The organism is Hanamia caeni, from assembly GCF_003721595.1.
Lineage (GTDB): Bacteria > Bacteroidota > Bacteroidia > Chitinophagales > Chitinophagaceae > Ginsengibacter > Ginsengibacter caeni.
This window is the reverse complement of sequence record NZ_RJJR01000012.1, coordinates 150617-166005: the sequence shown is the minus strand read 5'-3', so window position 1 is coordinate 166005 and position 15389 is coordinate 150617. Positions and strand designations below refer to the sequence as shown.

Annotated in this window: 15 protein-coding genes; 6 read left to right on the top strand and 9 right to left on the bottom strand. The window is 38.1% G+C overall.

Annotated elements, in window-relative coordinates:
• Positions 1-14: 14 nt before the first annotated feature.
• Positions 15-962, bottom strand: coding sequence for an arginase (locus EFY79_RS14535; protein ID WP_123121442.1), 948 nt, complete (start codon positions 960-962; stop codon positions 15-17).
• Positions 963-1148: 186 nt separating this feature from the next.
• On the opposite strand from EFY79_RS14535, the gene EFY79_RS14530 reads away from it, so the two are divergent.
• From EFY79_RS14530 to EFY79_RS14520, 3 genes are all read left to right on the top strand, one after another.
• Positions 1149-2003 (top strand): beta/alpha barrel domain-containing protein, encoded by an 855-nt coding sequence (locus EFY79_RS14530; protein ID WP_123121441.1) that lies wholly within the window; start codon positions 1149-1151, stop codon positions 2001-2003.
• Positions 2004-2987 (top strand): GSCFA domain-containing protein, encoded by a 984-nt coding sequence (locus EFY79_RS14525; RefSeq protein ID WP_123121440.1) that lies wholly within the window; start codon positions 2004-2006, stop codon positions 2985-2987.
• Between the two features lie 88 nt (positions 2988-3075).
• The gene (locus EFY79_RS14520; RefSeq protein ID WP_123121439.1) at positions 3076-3753 is read left to right on the top strand and encodes an OmpA family protein; all 678 of its coding nucleotides are present in this window, start codon (positions 3076-3078) and stop codon (positions 3751-3753) included.
• An 87-nt stretch (positions 3754-3840) separates the two neighbouring features.
• On the opposite strand, the gene EFY79_RS14515 is transcribed toward EFY79_RS14520, so the two are convergent.
• Positions 3841-5163 (bottom strand): saccharopine dehydrogenase C-terminal domain-containing protein, encoded by a 1323-nt coding sequence (locus tag EFY79_RS14515; RefSeq protein ID WP_123121438.1) that lies wholly within the window; start codon positions 5161-5163, stop codon positions 3841-3843.
• Positions 5164-5354: 191 nt separating this feature from the next.
• Between EFY79_RS14515 and gyrA the strand changes: the two genes are divergently transcribed.
• Together gyrA and EFY79_RS14505 are read left to right on the top strand one after the other, a co-directional pair.
• Entirely contained in the window at positions 5355-7994 is a 2640-nt protein-coding gene (gyrA, locus tag EFY79_RS14510; protein ID WP_123121437.1) for a DNA gyrase subunit A, read from the top strand.
• Positions 7995-8013: 19 nt separating this feature from the next.
• Entirely contained in the window at positions 8014-9345 is a 1332-nt protein-coding gene (locus tag EFY79_RS14505; RefSeq protein ID WP_123121436.1) for a tetratricopeptide repeat protein, read from the top strand.
• Positions 9346-9661: 316 nt separating this feature from the next.
• On the opposite strand, the gene lpxK is transcribed toward EFY79_RS14505, so the two are convergent.
• From lpxK to EFY79_RS14480, 5 genes are read right to left on the bottom strand one after another with little or no spacing between them, the layout of a single operon-like run.
• Positions 9662-10714 carry a tetraacyldisaccharide 4'-kinase gene (lpxK, locus tag EFY79_RS14500; RefSeq protein WP_123121435.1) on the bottom strand — a complete coding sequence of 351 codons (1053 nt, stop codon included), beginning with the start codon at positions 10712-10714 and terminating at the stop codon, positions 9662-9664.
• Positions 10715-10735: 21 nt separating this feature from the next.
• Complete coding sequence (locus tag EFY79_RS14495; protein ID WP_123121434.1) at positions 10736-11305, bottom strand: 5-formyltetrahydrofolate cyclo-ligase; 570 nt, start codon at positions 11303-11305, stop codon at positions 10736-10738.
• Positions 11302-11931 (bottom strand): dethiobiotin synthase, encoded by a 630-nt coding sequence (bioD, locus tag EFY79_RS14490; RefSeq protein ID WP_233578015.1) that lies wholly within the window; start codon positions 11929-11931, stop codon positions 11302-11304. Before bioD ends, EFY79_RS14495 begins: the two co-directional genes overlap by 4 nt.
• Before the next feature lie 8 nt (positions 11932-11939).
• Positions 11940-12479, bottom strand: coding sequence for an RsmD family RNA methyltransferase (locus EFY79_RS14485; RefSeq protein WP_123121432.1), 540 nt, complete (start codon positions 12477-12479; stop codon positions 11940-11942).
• Entirely contained in the window at positions 12470-13297 is an 828-nt protein-coding gene (locus EFY79_RS14480) for a DUF3822 family protein (RefSeq protein ID WP_123121431.1), read from the bottom strand. The genes EFY79_RS14485 and EFY79_RS14480 overlap by 10 nt, the downstream gene beginning before the upstream one ends.
• A gap of 180 nt (positions 13298-13477) precedes the next feature.
• Between EFY79_RS14480 and EFY79_RS14475 the strand changes: the two genes are divergently transcribed.
• A complete protein-coding gene (locus EFY79_RS14475; protein WP_123121519.1) occupies positions 13478-13897 on the top strand; it encodes a nucleoside-diphosphate kinase in 420 nt (139 codons plus the stop codon).
• A gap of 47 nt (positions 13898-13944) precedes the next feature.
• Here EFY79_RS14475 and EFY79_RS14470 read toward each other — a convergent pair whose 3' ends face one another.
• Complete coding sequence (locus EFY79_RS14470) at positions 13945-14400, bottom strand: hypothetical protein (RefSeq protein ID WP_123121430.1); 456 nt, start codon at positions 14398-14400, stop codon at positions 13945-13947.
• 41 nt (positions 14401-14441) lie between these two features.
• Positions 14442-15332: a TraB/GumN family protein gene (locus EFY79_RS14465; RefSeq protein ID WP_158605223.1), complete on the bottom strand. Its 891-nt coding sequence runs from the start codon at positions 15330-15332 to the stop codon at positions 14442-14444.
• Between the last annotated feature and the right edge of the window lie 57 nt (positions 15333-15389).

The following is a 15389-nucleotide window of genomic DNA, read 5'->3' as shown; positions in this document are numbered from 1 at the left end:
TTTTTAGGTTTTTATTAATTCATCATTAAAACATTCACACTTCTTTGAAGTATATTAAATGCAATTTCGGCCATCAGGTTTTCTCTGTCAAGAGTCGGGTTTACTTCGGTGATTTCAAAGCAGCAAATTTTCCTGTTTTGCATAAACTTGCTTACCAAATCTTCGGCTTCTCTTTCGCGCAAACCGTTATGTACCGGCGTTCCTGTGCCTCTTGAAATAGAAGAGTCAAGGCAATCCACATCAAAGCTTACGTAAATGTCTGTGCATTCATTTAAAAAACGCAATGCCGAGCGCGATACACTTTCAGCGCCTTTTCTTCTAAGCTCGCTGGTTGTAATCACTTTCATGCCATATTTATCAATCAGGTATTTTTCCTCTTTTTCAAAATCTCTTATCGAAATAAAAACAATATCATCTGCTAAAATTTTAGGATTAATTTTTCCATAGTTTTTAATTTGTTCCCACTCTTTAATGGTCTTTGAATCAGGTTCGTGCATTTTATTTTCGTTATTGTCCTCGCCGATTGAAGCGGCCAGCGGCATGCCATGCATATTTCCGGAAGGAGTGGTATAGGGGGTATGAATATCTGCATGTGCATCTATCCAGATTACCCCCAGGCGGCTTTGGGGTTTTGCCAGTTTTATGCCGGCAATGGTGCCTGCTGAAGTGCTATGGTCTCCGCTAAGTACCACTGGGAAAAAATTGTTTTTTATGGTATCTTTTACGCTTTGCGCTACGCGGTCAATCATGGTGAGAACACCGCTGATTCTTTTTGCATAGGGCGATTGAATGGGCTCAAAAAGCAGGTGATTTTCTGTTTCAATTTTTTCTGAAGGAAAATGAACAAAGAAATTGCTCATAAAATCAAGGGCCGCTATTTTAATGGCTTCTACTCCAAGGCTGGCGCCACGCGTACCTGCACCAATTTCGCTGGGCACTTCAATGAGTTTGATATTTTTCATACATAGTTTTAAAAGGAACCTTCTTCACGATGCGAACATATCATTAGCAATTTAAAGCTTCTGGCGTTGATTTCAAATTTCCGAAATCAGATACATCTCACTTTAAACATTGCCCCAAAAAATAATTTTAATATTTAACTGTAATTTTATGAAAGATGTTTACAGGAATTTCATATAATTATCCGCATGAAAGTCATTAAATTAGTTGAGTGTCCGCGAGATGCAATGCAAGGCTGGAAAACCTTTATACCCACGATGGAAAAGGTAGCGTATATCAACCAGTTATTAAAAGTAGGCTTTGATACTTTGGATTTTGGAAGTTTTGTTTCCTCCAAAAATATTCCTCAAATGGCCGATACAAAAGAAGTGGTTCCTCATCTTGATTTACAAAATAGTGAAACAAAATTGCTGGCCATAATTGCCAATACGCGCGGAGCTGAAGAGGCAGCCGGTTTTGAAAAGATTCATTACCTGGGTTTTCCGTTTTCCATTTCGCCAACATTTCAAAAGCGGAATACCAACAGTTCCATTGAAGAATCTTTCCAAACGGTTATCGACATGAAAAATATTTGTGATAAAAATAAAAAAGAGGCGGTGGTTTATATTTCAATGGCTTTTGGAAATCCTTATCACGACGAATATAATGAAGATATTGTTTTGAACTGGATCACCAAACTGGCAGGAGAGGGGATTGCGATTATTTCTTTAGCAGACACCATTGGCGTGGCTAATCCTTCCCAAATCGCTTCGTTATCAAAAGAGGTAACATCATCTTTTCCTGCTATAGAAACCGGTGTTCATCTTCATTCCACTGGTGTGGATTGGAAAGAAAAAATTGACGCCGCCTTGTACAACGGCTGCACCCGTTTTGACGGAGCTTTAAAAGGAGTAGGGGGATGCCCCATGGCTGAGGATAAGTTAGTCGGAAATATGAATTCCGAATTAATAATTCCCTATTTTAAGGAATTAGGCCTCCTCAAAAATATTAATGAAGAAGAATTACGAAAAGCCGTAGTAATGGCTTCAAAAATTTTTTCATAAATGGAATTGATTCTACCCTTCCAATCACCCGCTTTTCCTTTCCACATTTCATTTAAGGACAAAATATTACTGATGGGGTCATGCTTTTCGGAAGAAATGGGTAATAAACTGCAGGCCTTGAAATTTGGTATAATTCAAAATCCGAATGGCATATTGTACGACCCGTTAAGCATAAGTGATGCTTTATTTTCTTACATCGAAAACAAACCTTTCGAAGAAAAAAATCTTTTTCAATTAAACGGGTTGTGGCATAGCTGGCAGCATCATTCCGTGTTTTCAGGAGTTAACAAAGAAAGTGTATTGCAGAAAATAACTGAGTCACAGTCATGCGCACACGTTTTTTTGAAAAACGCTACTTGCTTGTTTATCACTTTTGGAACCGCCTTCAATTATCTTTTAAAAAGTAATTCACAAAATGTAGCTAATTGCCACAAAGTTTCTGGCAACTCATTTATTAAAAACCTGCTGCCTGTGGAAGAAATCAGGGCGGATTTGCAAAGCGTAATCACTGCGCTTGAGAGATTCAATTCACAGCTTAAAATTATTTTTACGGTCAGCCCTGTAAAGCATATTAAAGACGGAATCATTGAAAATAGCCGAAGCAAAGCAAGGTTGATAGAAGCTGCCCATGTGATAGCCGAAGAGAAAAAAAATGCATTTTATTTCCCTTCGTATGAAATAGTAACTGACGTATTGCGCGATTATCGCTTTTTCAAAAAGGATTTGGTGCATCCAAATGAAATGGCAACTGATTTTGTTTTTGAAAAATTTTCTGAATCATTTTTTGACCACGAAACAAAAAGTATCATCAATGAAATTGAAAAAGTGACAGCGGCCGCTAACCATAAACCTTTCGAAAAAGAAAGCGAAAAACACCAACAATTCATCTTTGCGCAAATTGAAAATATCGACAGGCTGCAACAGAAATTTCCGTTTGTGAATCTTTCAAATGAGCGGCAATATTTTCAAAGCCAGCTAAAATAAGAAAAGCAGTTATTTGCCTGTTTACTGGTAAATGAGGATTTAGTTGGTACAATGTTTGAAAGTAGAGCTTGAATCAAAAATGTTACTAATGAAACTTTTCAAACCAATACTTTGTATACTCCCGGTGATTGCTTTATTAATGATGGGATGCAATGCCACCAGAACACAAAAAGGAGCTGTAATAGGAGGCACAGCTGGCGCAGTAGGAGGAACTATCATAGGCAAAGCGGCAGGCAATAAAACACTTGGAACCATTTTAGGGGCTGCCATTGGCGGTACGGCAGGTGCAATTATCGGGCACGATATGGATAAACAGGCAGAAGAAATTCAAGACCAGATTCCCGGTGCAAAAGTGGAAAGAATTGATGAAGGAATAAAGGTGGAGTTTAACGAAAAAATTCTCTTTGCCTTTTCCAAATCAGATTTGAGTGATTCTGCAAAAATGAATCTCGATAAACTGGCAACAGCACTTAAAAATTATCCGAATACCAACATTGAAATTCAGGGCCATACTGACAGCCGGGGCACTGAAGAGTATAATATGGGATTGTCTTTACGACGCGCCAATGCGGTACGTGATTATTTAGTATCGCAAGGCATTGATGGTTCCAGGATGACTGTAAAAGGTTATGGGGAATCTGCGCCGGCTTATTCAAATGATACACCTGAAGGCATGGCTCAAAACAGGAGGGTGGAATTCCTGATTACAGCCAATGATAAAATGAAAGCGGATGCCGAAAAAAAGGCGGATAATCAAAACCAGTAGAATCAAAAAACTTCCGGGCCCTCAAGACCCGGAAGTTTTGTAAATAAAGAAATGACTTATTTGTTCGTTTACTCGTAACCGTTATACTCATAAATCATACTCCTGCTCGTTGAAAGTAATGCCGTTATTTTCAAGTTCAAATAATACGGGTTCATAAATTTCAGAAATAACAGGAATATGCAGGCCTGTCAATTTGATTTTATTTTCCAATATTAGTTTGGCAGCTATGCCTAATGGCAATCCCACTGTTTTAGCCATCGCTGTGTGAATTTTGTCTTCACCTCTTACCATTAATGTGCTCTTAATTGCCTTCTTGTTATCATTCCCTGACGCGTATTCAATTTCATGCAACAGAACCACCATATCCTTATCTGTCGGTTTCATCGCTAAATTTTTTTCGAGCAGATATCGAAGCAAAGTAGCTGAATTGGTAATCGGCACCGGTAAATATTCATTACTTCGCAGGCCTATAAAATCAACCTGCGCATTGAATTCGGCATTCATAAAACCCTCTGATAGTTGTTTGTCATTTACTTGTTTATTCATTTTTAGAAAAAACCAATCAGAAAAAGTCTTGCAATTTCTAATCTCGTAGTGATCGTTTTCATTAGTAAAACCAAGATGAATCAATTTATTCCAGCCCCGGCAAAATGCAGGGTACCGGAGGGTAGTTCTGATAAAAGTATTTATTTTGTGCAACCCATAAGTTTCTATATACGAAAGTGAGTCTCTGTTGGCATACCACGCCAAAGTTCCCAAACCCGGCACATCCACTACCTGGCCAGGGTCAGCAAAAATTTGTGGATATAGTACTTCTTTAATTTTGCCTTCACTTTTATAATAAGCCCCTGAATTTCCCGCTGCCACTACATTGGCAGAATTCCAACTGATTTTATAATGCCAGGGATTGTCATCACTTTCCGGCGCCATTAAACCTCCGCAATGCGATTTAAAAGACGTTATTTGCCCGCCCTGTTTTTTTATCCGGTCAATCAATTTCATTGCACTCATGTGGTCGATGCCGGGGTCCAGTCCCATTTCTCCGATAAAAAGCAATTGCTTTGCAGCGATGTCGTCGGCAAATGCGCGCAGGTGCATATCAATATAAGAGGCTGTCAAAAAATGTTTTGAAAAATCGATGCAATCCCGGGCAACCAAAAGATGCAAAGCAGGAGGAAGCATTGAAATCACAATGTCTGCCTTCTGAATAAAAGAGTGCCTCTTTTCTTTATCTGACACATCAAAAGAAAAAGCCTCCGCATCGGGAAATTTTTCAGTTTTAGATTTAGATAGAGAAAAATCCGCATCGGCGACCAAAAGCTTCCATTGATTATTAGCACAAATTTTTCCCAGATAATTAATAAGGTGCGAAGCGGACTTTCCTGCTCCGAATATAGCTATGGTTTGCATACAACAAAACTATTAATTAAGAGCAAAGATGATCATCTTATTTTTTTTAAAGTTTAAAAAAATGCTGACAAAAAAAATTTTGAAAATATCCACATATCTCCTTCATAATTGGTGAAAAGTATATGGTAAAATATTGATTTTTTTAAGGAAAAGCACGCTTAAAAAAGTATATTTGCCGATAGTAAAAAATTATGGAAACAACAGATGAGGAATTGCCCGAAAGCGGCGCACCGAGAGGAAGGATTATCCCGGTAAACATTGAAGAACAAATGAAATCCGCTTATATCGATTATTCGATGAGCGTGATAGTAGGACGGGCGCTTCCCGATGCCCGTGATGGCCTGAAACCCGTTCACCGCCGCATTTTATACGGCATGTATGAAATGGGAAATACCTACAATAAGCCACATAAAAAGTCTGCGCGTATCGTCGGTGATGTGATGGGTAAATACCATCCCCATGGAGATTCGTCGATTTATGGTACGCTGGTAAGAATGGCACAAGACTGGAGCATGCGCTATGTGTTGGTAGACGGTCATGGAAATTTCGGAAGCCAGGATGGTGATATGCCGGCAGCAATGCGGTACACTGAAGTAAGACTGGAAAGGATAGCTGAAACGATGTTGCAGGATATTGAAAAAGACACCATCGACTGGCAATTAAATTATGACGATTCTGATAAAGAGCCTTCCGTACTTCCCACAAGGATTCCGCAATTATTGTTGAATGGCGCAAGTGGTATTGCAGTGGGGATGGCTACTAATATTCTACCTCACAACCTCACAGAAGTTGTCGATGCGTGCATTGCCTATGTCGATAACCACGAAATTACCATAGATGAATTAATCAAAATTGTGAAAGCTCCCGATTTTCCCACAGGTGGCATTATCTATGGCTACGAAGGAGTAAAGCAAGCCATGCACACGGGCCGTGGCCGCCTGGTACTGCGGGGAAAAGTAAATGTAGAGACCACTAATTCCGGGCGCGAAAAAATAATAATTACAGAAGTTCCTTACCAGGTTAACAGGGATGCGCTCACCGAGAAAATAGGGTATCTTATTAATGAAAAAGTGATAGATGGCGTCACAGATGTCAACAATGAAAGTAACAATAAAGAAGGCACCCGTATTGTGGTGGATCTAAAAAAGGATGCAATATCGCAGGTGGTGATTAATCATTTGTATAAGCATACGGAGTTGCAGACCTCTTTCGGGATCAATAATGTGGCGCTGGTAAAAGGGCGGCCGCATGTGTTGAATATTAAAGAACTTGTCAGCGAGTTTGTGAACTTCCGCCACGAGGTGGTAATCCGGAGAACAAAATTTGAATTAAAAAAGGCAGAGGAAAGAGCACATATTTTAGAAGGATTTTTAATCGCCCTGGATCACCTGGATGAAGTAATCCGACTCATCAGGGCTGCTGCCACTCCCGACACTGCTAAAGACGGACTGATGTCGGAGTTTAAGATGAGCGAAATCCAGGCAAAGGCTGTTTTAGAGCTGAGATTGCAAAGGCTTACCGGCATGGAAAGGGATAAAATTCGCGAAGAACATGCACAAGTGATGCAAACTATTGCTAACCTGAAAGAAATTTTAGGCGATGAGGGTAAAAGGTTTCAAATCATAAAAGAGGAACTGACTGAAATCAAAGAAAAATATGGTGATGAACGTAAAAGTGAAATTACCTATATGGCTGATGAAATGAGCATTGAAGATCTCATTGAAGAAGAAGATGTAGTGGTCACTATTTCACACCTTGGTTACATAAAAAGAACCTCAGCCACAGAATTCAGGCAACAAAGAAGAGGCGGAAGGGGCGCAAGAGGAAGCAAAACACGGGAAGAAGATTATATTGAGCAATTGTTTATTGCAAGCACTCATCATACTTTACTGTTTTTCACTGAAAAGGGAAGATGCTTCTGGCTGAAAGTGTATGAAATTACCGAGGGAGATAAACAAAGTAAAGGAAGGGCAATTCAAAATCTGATACAAATTCCTTCGGATGATACAGTGAGAACAATTATCACTATAAAAAATCTTCAGGATACAGAATATATAAATAATCATTATATCGTACTTTGTACCCGGAAAGGCATCATTAAAAAAACCAAGGTTACAGATTTTTCAAGGCCAAGGCAAAATGGTATTAACGCAATCACAATAAATGAAGGAGATCAGTTGTTGGATGCTTGTCTTACTGACGGAAACCAGCAGATTATGATGGCAGTAAAAAGCGGGCGTGCTATCCGTTTTCCGGAAGAAAAAGTGAGGCCAACAGGTAGGGGAGCTATTGGGGTATTTGGAATAAGTGTAGACCATGAAAACGATGAAGTAGTTGGTATGATTTGTGTAAATATTTCAGATCCGGAAAGTAGCGTGCTGGTAGTTAGCGCCAAAGGCTTCGGAAAAAGAACCGCCATTGAAGAATACCGCATCACAAACAGGGGAGGCAAAGGAGTAAAAACGATTAATGTAACAGAAAAAACGGGTGACCTGATTGGCTTATTAAATGTTAAGGAAACGCAAGATTTAATGATAACCTGCAAGTCAGGTGTAACTATTCGCACTTCGATTGCATCTATCAGGGAGGCTGGCCGCGCCACTCAGGGAGTAAAATTGATTAAGCTGGACGATGGGGATGAAATAGCAGCCATTACAAAAATTGACGATCACGAGTCAGAGGAGGAAATTGAGCCCGTAGAAAGTTTGGAAAATGAAAATATTTCTTCTGAAACGGATTCTTCAAAAGAGGATGCAGAGCCTGAAAATCAGATACAAAATGATGAGAGTGAAAATTCCGATAACGCAGATGATGTTTCTGATAATCAATAAGTAAAACAATAAAAAACATATGAAAAGAATAGTTTTACCGGTGTTGTTTACATTTCTTGTTACCCTAACATTTGGACAAGATGTAAAAAAAGCGACCAACTACCTGAATGACAAAAAGTATGACAAGGCGAAATCGGAAATTGAGGGAATCCTTGCCAAAGATCCCAACAATTTGCCGGGCCTTTACTTAAAAAGTAAGCTTATCACTTCAATGGCCGATAGCTCCGCATTTAAAGGACAATTGCCTCCAAACCCTTACGAGGAAGCATTCGACGCTTTCAAAAAGGCTTTGGCCGATTCTACTAATAGCGCGGTGACTCTCATGGTGATTAAAGACAATTATGCACCTATTTTTAAAGTGTACTCAGGAATATATGGAGAAGCTGCTGATGCATTCAACAATGCTGCAAATTCTGCCAACAAGCCAGATACTGCCGGTTTTGCCAAAGCTATGGAGCTCTTTATCAAAGCAAACCAGGTGGGCCAATATATCCGCGAAAACAAATGGGCCAACATAGGAAAAGTTGACACCACCCTGGTTCTCAATATCGCTAAGGCGGCGCTGAATGCAAAGAAAATTGATTCCGCGCGTAAATATTTCGCAGAAATAGCAGATGCAAAAATTGGCGGCCTTCACAACGATGAAAATAAACCCGATCCTTCTTTTGAATTGCCATATCAATGGCTGACATTGGATTACAAACAGGCCGGAGATTCTGCTAATATGGTGAAGTATGCAACACTCGGACAAGAGGTATTTCCTGGTGATGATTATTTTGATTTTGTTCAAATGGATTATTACAGGGAAAAAGATAATCACGATGCATTATTTAAAAAATATGACGATTTAACATCAAAACATCCCGATAGCTTAAGGTATCGTTTGAATTATGCTACGGAGATCTTCAGTTATGTTTTTGGAAGCGATCAGGGAGCAGTAATTCCTAACAAAGATCAATTACTAACTACATTAGCAGGCCAGCTAGATAAAGCACTCGCCCTGGAGCCTAACAACGGAAATGTAAATCTTTTATATGCTCAATATTATTACAATAAAGGAATTTACGCTTTGGATTCCGCCTCAAAAATAAAAGGAGCCACCTTAACGGCAGACCAAAAGAAAAGCAAAGCAGACCTGACAGAGCAGGGAAATGGTTTTCTTCAGAAAGCCATTCCTTATGCCGAAAAAGCATCAGCAACCTTTGAAGAAGGTATGAAAAAATCACAAAAATCAAGATACAAATCATCAGTTAACTTGTTGCAAAACATTTATCAAAGTCTTGGTAATAAAGACAAATTAAAAGAATACCAGGATAAATATGACGCCGCAGATGCAAAATTTGTGAATTAATATTTTATTCCTGTACTTGAAGTTTTAATAAGCCCCGAATCTTTCGGGGTTTATTATTTCTAATCAGAATAAATGAATAATGAATAAATGAATAATGCGACAATAGCCTTTTAGCTCAATACACCAGGGGCATAAAAAAACTTCACCTGCTCAAATCAAACGAATCTTACTAGGCGTTCATCAAATAGGCAAAGAATTAATTGGGATCAATTTTATATAAAATTTATTCCGTGTTGTTTAATAAGAGCGTAAATCAATCGGCAAATTCTACTTAACATAATATAAATTATAGGCAAATTGGTGCGAAAAAAACAGTTCAATTTTTAGCCTCCTCAACATATCTTGATACTTCACGTTGAAAAGACATTTCCTCGTCAAACAAGAATTGATGAGCCATGGGTAAAACAAATACCGGCAAATCTTTCAAGTGATTTTTAAAAGAAGATAACCGGGTAGCATCTTTTTCTGTAGTAAGAATTATTTTTCGTGAAGAATTCATTTTCGAAAATTCTTCTTTGATTTTTTTGATGTCACTTTCATTATATAAATGATGGTCTTTAAACCGCAGCGTTTTTTTTAAAAGAACTTTAGAATCAAGCAGCATCTCAATCAATTTTGGATCAGCGATTCCTGTTATCAGCAAAACTGAATCGTCAATATTTAAATCCCGGCTTTCATCCTGAAACAGTGAATATGGCGTTCCATATTTAACAGTAGTAAAAAAAACTTTCTGGGTATTACCTGGATTTAATTCTTCAATAATATTTTGCCTTTGCTGCTGCGATAAATTTTTGTTGCATTTTGTTACGATTATAATATCCGCACGGCGACTGCTTTTTTTTTCATCCCTGAGGCTGCCTGCGGGTAACAAAAAATCTTTGGTATATAAATTATTACACGCTGTAAGCAAAATATTTAAGCCCGCAGCCACCTGGCGGTGCTGAAAAGCATCATCTAAAATAATAATTTCCGTTTCGGGCCTGTCATTAAGAATTTTCGGAATTCCCATCACACGATCTTCATCTACTGCTACTGTAATGTCGCGGAATTTTCTATAAAATTGCATGGGCTCATCGCCAATGTCGGGCGTTGTAGTGTTTTCATCAGCAATATAAAATCCCTTAGTCTTTCTCTTGTATCCGCGACTTAATGTGGCTACTTTGTATCTTTCGTAAAGAATCTTTACAAGATATTCCACCATAGGCGATTTCCCCGTGCCGCCGACTGAAAGATTTCCGATGCAAATAACCGGCAGATCGAAGCTCGCTGATCGGAATATTTTTTTGTCAAAAGCCAAATTCCGCAAATGGATTATTCCATGATATAAAAAAGAAAAAGGCCAAAATATTTTTCTGTGTTTTTTGTCCATTTACTGCTCCAATGTCGGTAGTTAAAAAATAAAATTCTCTTTTGGCGTTATACAAAAATCCATGGGAATATCATATCCTGTTATGTCTTCAATTTTATCAACCGGTTCAAAAAAGCTTAATCCCACTTTTAGCACATCCTTCCTGCACCTGGAAAGGAATTTATCGTAATAGCCTTTTCCAAAACCAACCCGGTAACCTTTGCTATCAAAAGCCAGCAGTGGAATTAAAACCATATCAATTTCATCTTCTGTTACATTATTTCCGCCTTTTGGCTCATCAATGCCGTATTCGTTTTTAATCAATTCAATCTGCTCATCGTATTGATAATGCGCTAATCGCCCGCCATGAATATCCACCTTAGGAATTACCACTTTTATCAGTGGATTTTTGAATTGTAAATATTTGACAATCGTTGCGGTTTCAGGTTCGCCCAGTTTAAAAGAAGACAAATAAGTATGAACACATTTTATGTCAGGAATTGGTAATTTTTGAAAATTGATTAAAATAAGATCATTGAATTTTTCAATCGATTGAAGCGAAAGTTCTTTTCTTCTTTGTTTGAACAATATTCTTAAATCCTGTTTTTTCATAAAATAGATTTCAGCATAGGGTGCAATTTTAGTGCCTGCTCTTTAATAGTCTCTTTTGAAATAACGGATAAATGTTTTACCCTGCCGAGTAAACGGAATCCACTCCAATGCGCAATTTCATTTTCATAGTGCATATATTCGTCTGTGAAAATCCATCCTGCTACATCAATTTTTTCATGCGATAAAACAGCCGCCGTAAGCAGCGAATGGTTGATGCTCCCCAATTCATTCCTGCTTACAATAATCACTTTTGCATTTAATTTTTTTATAAGTGTCAGAATCGTTTCCTGTTGATTCAATGGAACCAACAATCCGCCGGCACCTTCAATTATCAACTGATTACTCGTTACAGGCAAGCGGGCTACGATTTCCCTGGCAGTGATTTCTTTTCCTTCTGCCGGAGCAGCCAGGTGCGGGGATGCAGGTAATTTTAACTTATATAGCTCAGGATGGATTTTTGTATATTGATTGGAAATCATTTTCTCCACAAATAGCGAATCAGTACCATCCGTATAACCCGCCTGCACAGGTTTCCAGTAATCCGCTTCAATAGATTCAGTAACGATGGCAGAGACCAGCGTTTTTCCTACGTCAGTTCCAGTGCCGGTGATAAATATCGGTTTCAAAATGCATATTATTTATTAATAAAAATGGAAAAAACAGTGGTGCCATAATTTCGCATTGCTTTAAATAATGGTTCATTTTCATAATTGTTTGCGGGAGTGTGTTCAAGTATAAACCATCCTCCTGGGTTCAACAATTCCTTTGAACCAACTAACCGGGGCAAATCATCAATGTTTGTAAGTGCATACGGCGGCCCCGCAAAAATCAAATCAAACTTTTGAGTGCAGTTTTCCAAAAAGCGAAATACATCCAACTTCTCTACCCGGCAATTTTCAATTCGTAATTCTTCAATTTTATTTTTAATAAATTGATACATTTTAGGATCTTTCTCAATGATGGTAAGGTCTGCAGCGCCTCTTGATGCCAGCTCATAGCTAATGCTGCCTGTGCCGCCGAAAAGATCGAGCGTTTTTATGCCTTCAATTGAAATATTGTTTTCCAAAATATTAAACAAACCTTCCTTGGCAACATCTGTTGTTGGCCGTGTATAGGGCATCTTGGCCGGAGGATTAATTTTTCTCCCCCCATATTTTCCGGTTATTATTCGCATGAATCAATGTCAAATATATGACTGAAATAATGGGAAGGGAATTTAGCAATTTCTTCCGAATAGCTATATTCTTTCCGGAAGGAAGCAAATTCTATATCGTCAAAATATTTATAAATTTCATTGTAAAGAGCAGAATTCTCTTCTACCAGTCCACGTAACACGAGATGAATTTTTTTGATCTTAAGTTGTTGGCAAATGTTTAATAGAATAAAAGAAATATCATTTGCGGTGGTGAAGTCAAAGGAATTCAGCAAGAAATGCTTACCCCCGCTGAAAACATGAACCACTACTTTTTGGGTGTAAAAAATAACAGAAATACTATCTGTATCACCTGAAAAGTTTTTAAGAAGTAGTGAATATTGGTGCGTCATGGTGGCATCAGGAAATTGATTTTTAATCATCTCCACCGTAGCAGCGGAAAGCCGGTAAGTATTATATAGTGATTGCTCTGAAATGATATCAGTTAATATCACATCATTAGTTTCAAGATCACCAAACATCAGGTTCATCAGCGTTTGATTTTTATCACGGTCATACATGGAAAAAGGAATCAATACGCTTTGCGGAAACGAGAATCCAACGCACACTTTCCTGAACTTTTTTGAAAAAATATCATGTTGATGAAAAAGCACCTGCAAGGCAATAGGAAAACCGATTGCAGGCTTTGTGGAATCAAAATGATAAATGGCAACGCCTACATAGGATTTTTCATCTTCATTTCTAATACAACAAGAAAACCCTTCATTGCTTACCTCGCAGATTAATACACATTTTTCCGGATCATAGGATGAAGGCATTATTTCAAATACAGTATTCATTTTTAGACGGTTGGGCTTCCATTTTGAAAGGATGTAAATATATAATTTATGAGCTTCTTTTCAATCAACAAACATCTGCGATACGCAATTTTTTTACATTGCTGGTTAAAAAATATTTTAACAACAAGGGTATATCTCAATTTCATAATTAAATTATTAGCTTCGCACCCAAAAAAACAAATGACCACAAACAGAACTTTTACAATGATCAAGCCTGACGCCACTTCCAAAGGCCACACAGGAGCGATTTTAAAAATGATAAATGAAGCGGGCTTTCGCATTGCTGCAATGAAAATGACCTATCTGTCAAAAGAAAAAGCAGGCGAATTTTATGCAGTACATAAGGAGCGGCCGTTTTATGGCGAATTGGTTGAGTTTATGAGCCGTGGCCCTATAACTGCCGCTATTATTGAAAAAGAAAATGCAGTAGAAGATTTTAGAAAATTAATTGGCGCTACTAATCCCGCGCAGGCCGAAGAGGGAACTATCAGGAAATTATATGCCGCCTCCATCGGTGAAAATGCAGTTCATGGTAGCGACAGCGATGAAAATGCACAAATTGAAGGAGACTTTTTCTTTAGCAAATTGGAGCAGTTCTAACTACTTTTTTGATAAATAGCAGCGCCCGTAATATTTTGCGGGCGCTGTTATTTTACCCAGGCTTTTAATTGAAAATCCCCGTCCCACCTGTCGCCGGCCATCATGTTTTCTCCAATAATAATTTTGTATTCGCCGGTATCTTTTATTTTGTAATTGATATTTCTTCCGAACGGCCCGTCAAATGTGCTATCCGGGAAACCAAGCTGGCTGATTCTAATGTTGGCCCTATTATCTTTTGAAGCCAGGTTTGCGTATAAAATGTCACCGGCCAATATGCGGACTGGAACTACAATATGTTGATTGGCGGTATCCATTTTCAGGTTAAAAACCAAAGTGTCTTTTCCGGGCGATAAAGAATTTTTAACTGAATCAACATCACTTTGTTTCGGCAGCGTATCTGAATTTATTGCAGGCAGCAACTGATCTCTATTATTCTGTTTTTCATTTTGATTGCAGCTAAAAAGGGCCAGCAGCATAAAGAAATAAATAAATTTATTTTTCATAGAATATATATGAGAATATAACCAATAGGCTGATCTGTTTATTATTTATTCGCCAGCGGCTCAACTGTATAGCCTTGTTTTTTGAAAAGGCTAATCAATCCTTGCTGCCCCACCAAATGGCCCGCTCCCACAGCTACAAAAACACTCTTGTCCTTCATCACAGTGTCCAGCTTTTGTACCCATCTTTTATTCCTGTTATTCAATAATAAATCATCATATTTTTCAGAACCGAATTCACTTTTGCCAAGCATTGTTTTTATCGAATCAAGATTTTGATTTTTATAAAAATCAAGCATCGTTTCAAACTCTTTTTTGTTTATTGAAAAACTGTCAATGTTTTTCAGCAATTCTTTGGCCTGCCATTTATAAGGTATGCTGTCAAAAACTGAGGCCTGGAATTGCATGGTTTCCAGTCCCTGCACTTCTTTTTTATCGGCTTTGGCCAGCTTTAGCAATTCTTCTTCAACGCCCGCCGGAGATGAACAATTCATCATTCTTGGATACAACAACGCCACCAAAAAATAAGGCTTTGTTTTTTGGAGCAACGCGAGCGGCAATTTCAGCGTATCAGAAAAATAATTTTTTAACCGATCGTATTCAGTTGAGGAATAAAGATCAGAAAGCGATGTGTCGCCACGCATATTCATATACATCATTGCACTGAGCATCGTAGACGGATCGTCCATGTCTAATTCCATATAAATTTCATCACAGTCGCTGATGGCATTTTTTAACTGATCGCTAAAGTGAATATCATCCTTGCACAACAGATGAAATGTTCCAAATAAAAAGCTTGGTTTACTGAGTCCATTGCCGCTTATTTTCCAAAGAAGAGAATTATCATCCTTCTGAATTTTATAGTGATTTTGGGATTGTGCTTTACAGCCCAAAAACAGCGTCATCAAAAAGATGTACGTAATCAATTGCTTCATATTCTTTCGTTTTTGTAAAAATAAGATAAAGGAATTTGGAGTGCATTGAAAATAAGA

Coding starts and splice junctions, on each gene's coding strand:
- EFY79_RS14535 (WP_123121442.1), bottom strand. CDS start 962: ATGAAAAATATCAAACTCATTGAAGTGCCCAGCGAAATTGGTGCAGGT.
- EFY79_RS14530 (WP_123121441.1), top strand. CDS start 1,149: ATGAAAGTCATTAAATTAGTTGAGTGTCCGCGAGATGCAATGCAAGGC.
- EFY79_RS14525 (WP_123121440.1), top strand. CDS start 2,004: ATGGAATTGATTCTACCCTTCCAATCACCCGCTTTTCCTTTCCACATT.
- EFY79_RS14520 (WP_123121439.1), top strand. CDS start 3,076: ATGAAACTTTTCAAACCAATACTTTGTATACTCCCGGTGATTGCTTTA.
- EFY79_RS14515 (WP_123121438.1), bottom strand. CDS start 5,163: ATGCAAACCATAGCTATATTCGGAGCAGGAAAGTCCGCTTCGCACCTT.
- gyrA (WP_123121437.1), top strand. CDS start 5,355: ATGGAAACAACAGATGAGGAATTGCCCGAAAGCGGCGCACCGAGAGGA.
- EFY79_RS14505 (WP_123121436.1), top strand. CDS start 8,014: ATGAAAAGAATAGTTTTACCGGTGTTGTTTACATTTCTTGTTACCCTA.
- lpxK (WP_123121435.1), bottom strand. CDS start 10,714: ATGGACAAAAAACACAGAAAAATATTTTGGCCTTTTTCTTTTTTATAT.
- EFY79_RS14495 (WP_123121434.1), bottom strand. CDS start 11,305: ATGAAAAAACAGGATTTAAGAATATTGTTCAAACAAAGAAGAAAAGAA.
- EFY79_RS14485 (WP_123121432.1), bottom strand. CDS start 12,479: ATGCGAATAATAACCGGAAAATATGGGGGGAGAAAAATTAATCCTCCG.
- EFY79_RS14480 (WP_123121431.1), bottom strand. CDS start 13,297: ATGAATACTGTATTTGAAATAATGCCTTCATCCTATGATCCGGAAAAA.
- EFY79_RS14475 (WP_123121519.1), top strand. CDS start 13,478: ATGACCACAAACAGAACTTTTACAATGATCAAGCCTGACGCCACTTCC.
- EFY79_RS14470 (WP_123121430.1), bottom strand. CDS start 14,400: ATGAAAAATAAATTTATTTATTTCTTTATGCTGCTGGCCCTTTTTAGC.
- EFY79_RS14465 (WP_158605223.1), bottom strand. CDS start 15,332: ATGAAGCAATTGATTACGTACATCTTTTTGATGACGCTGTTTTTGGGC.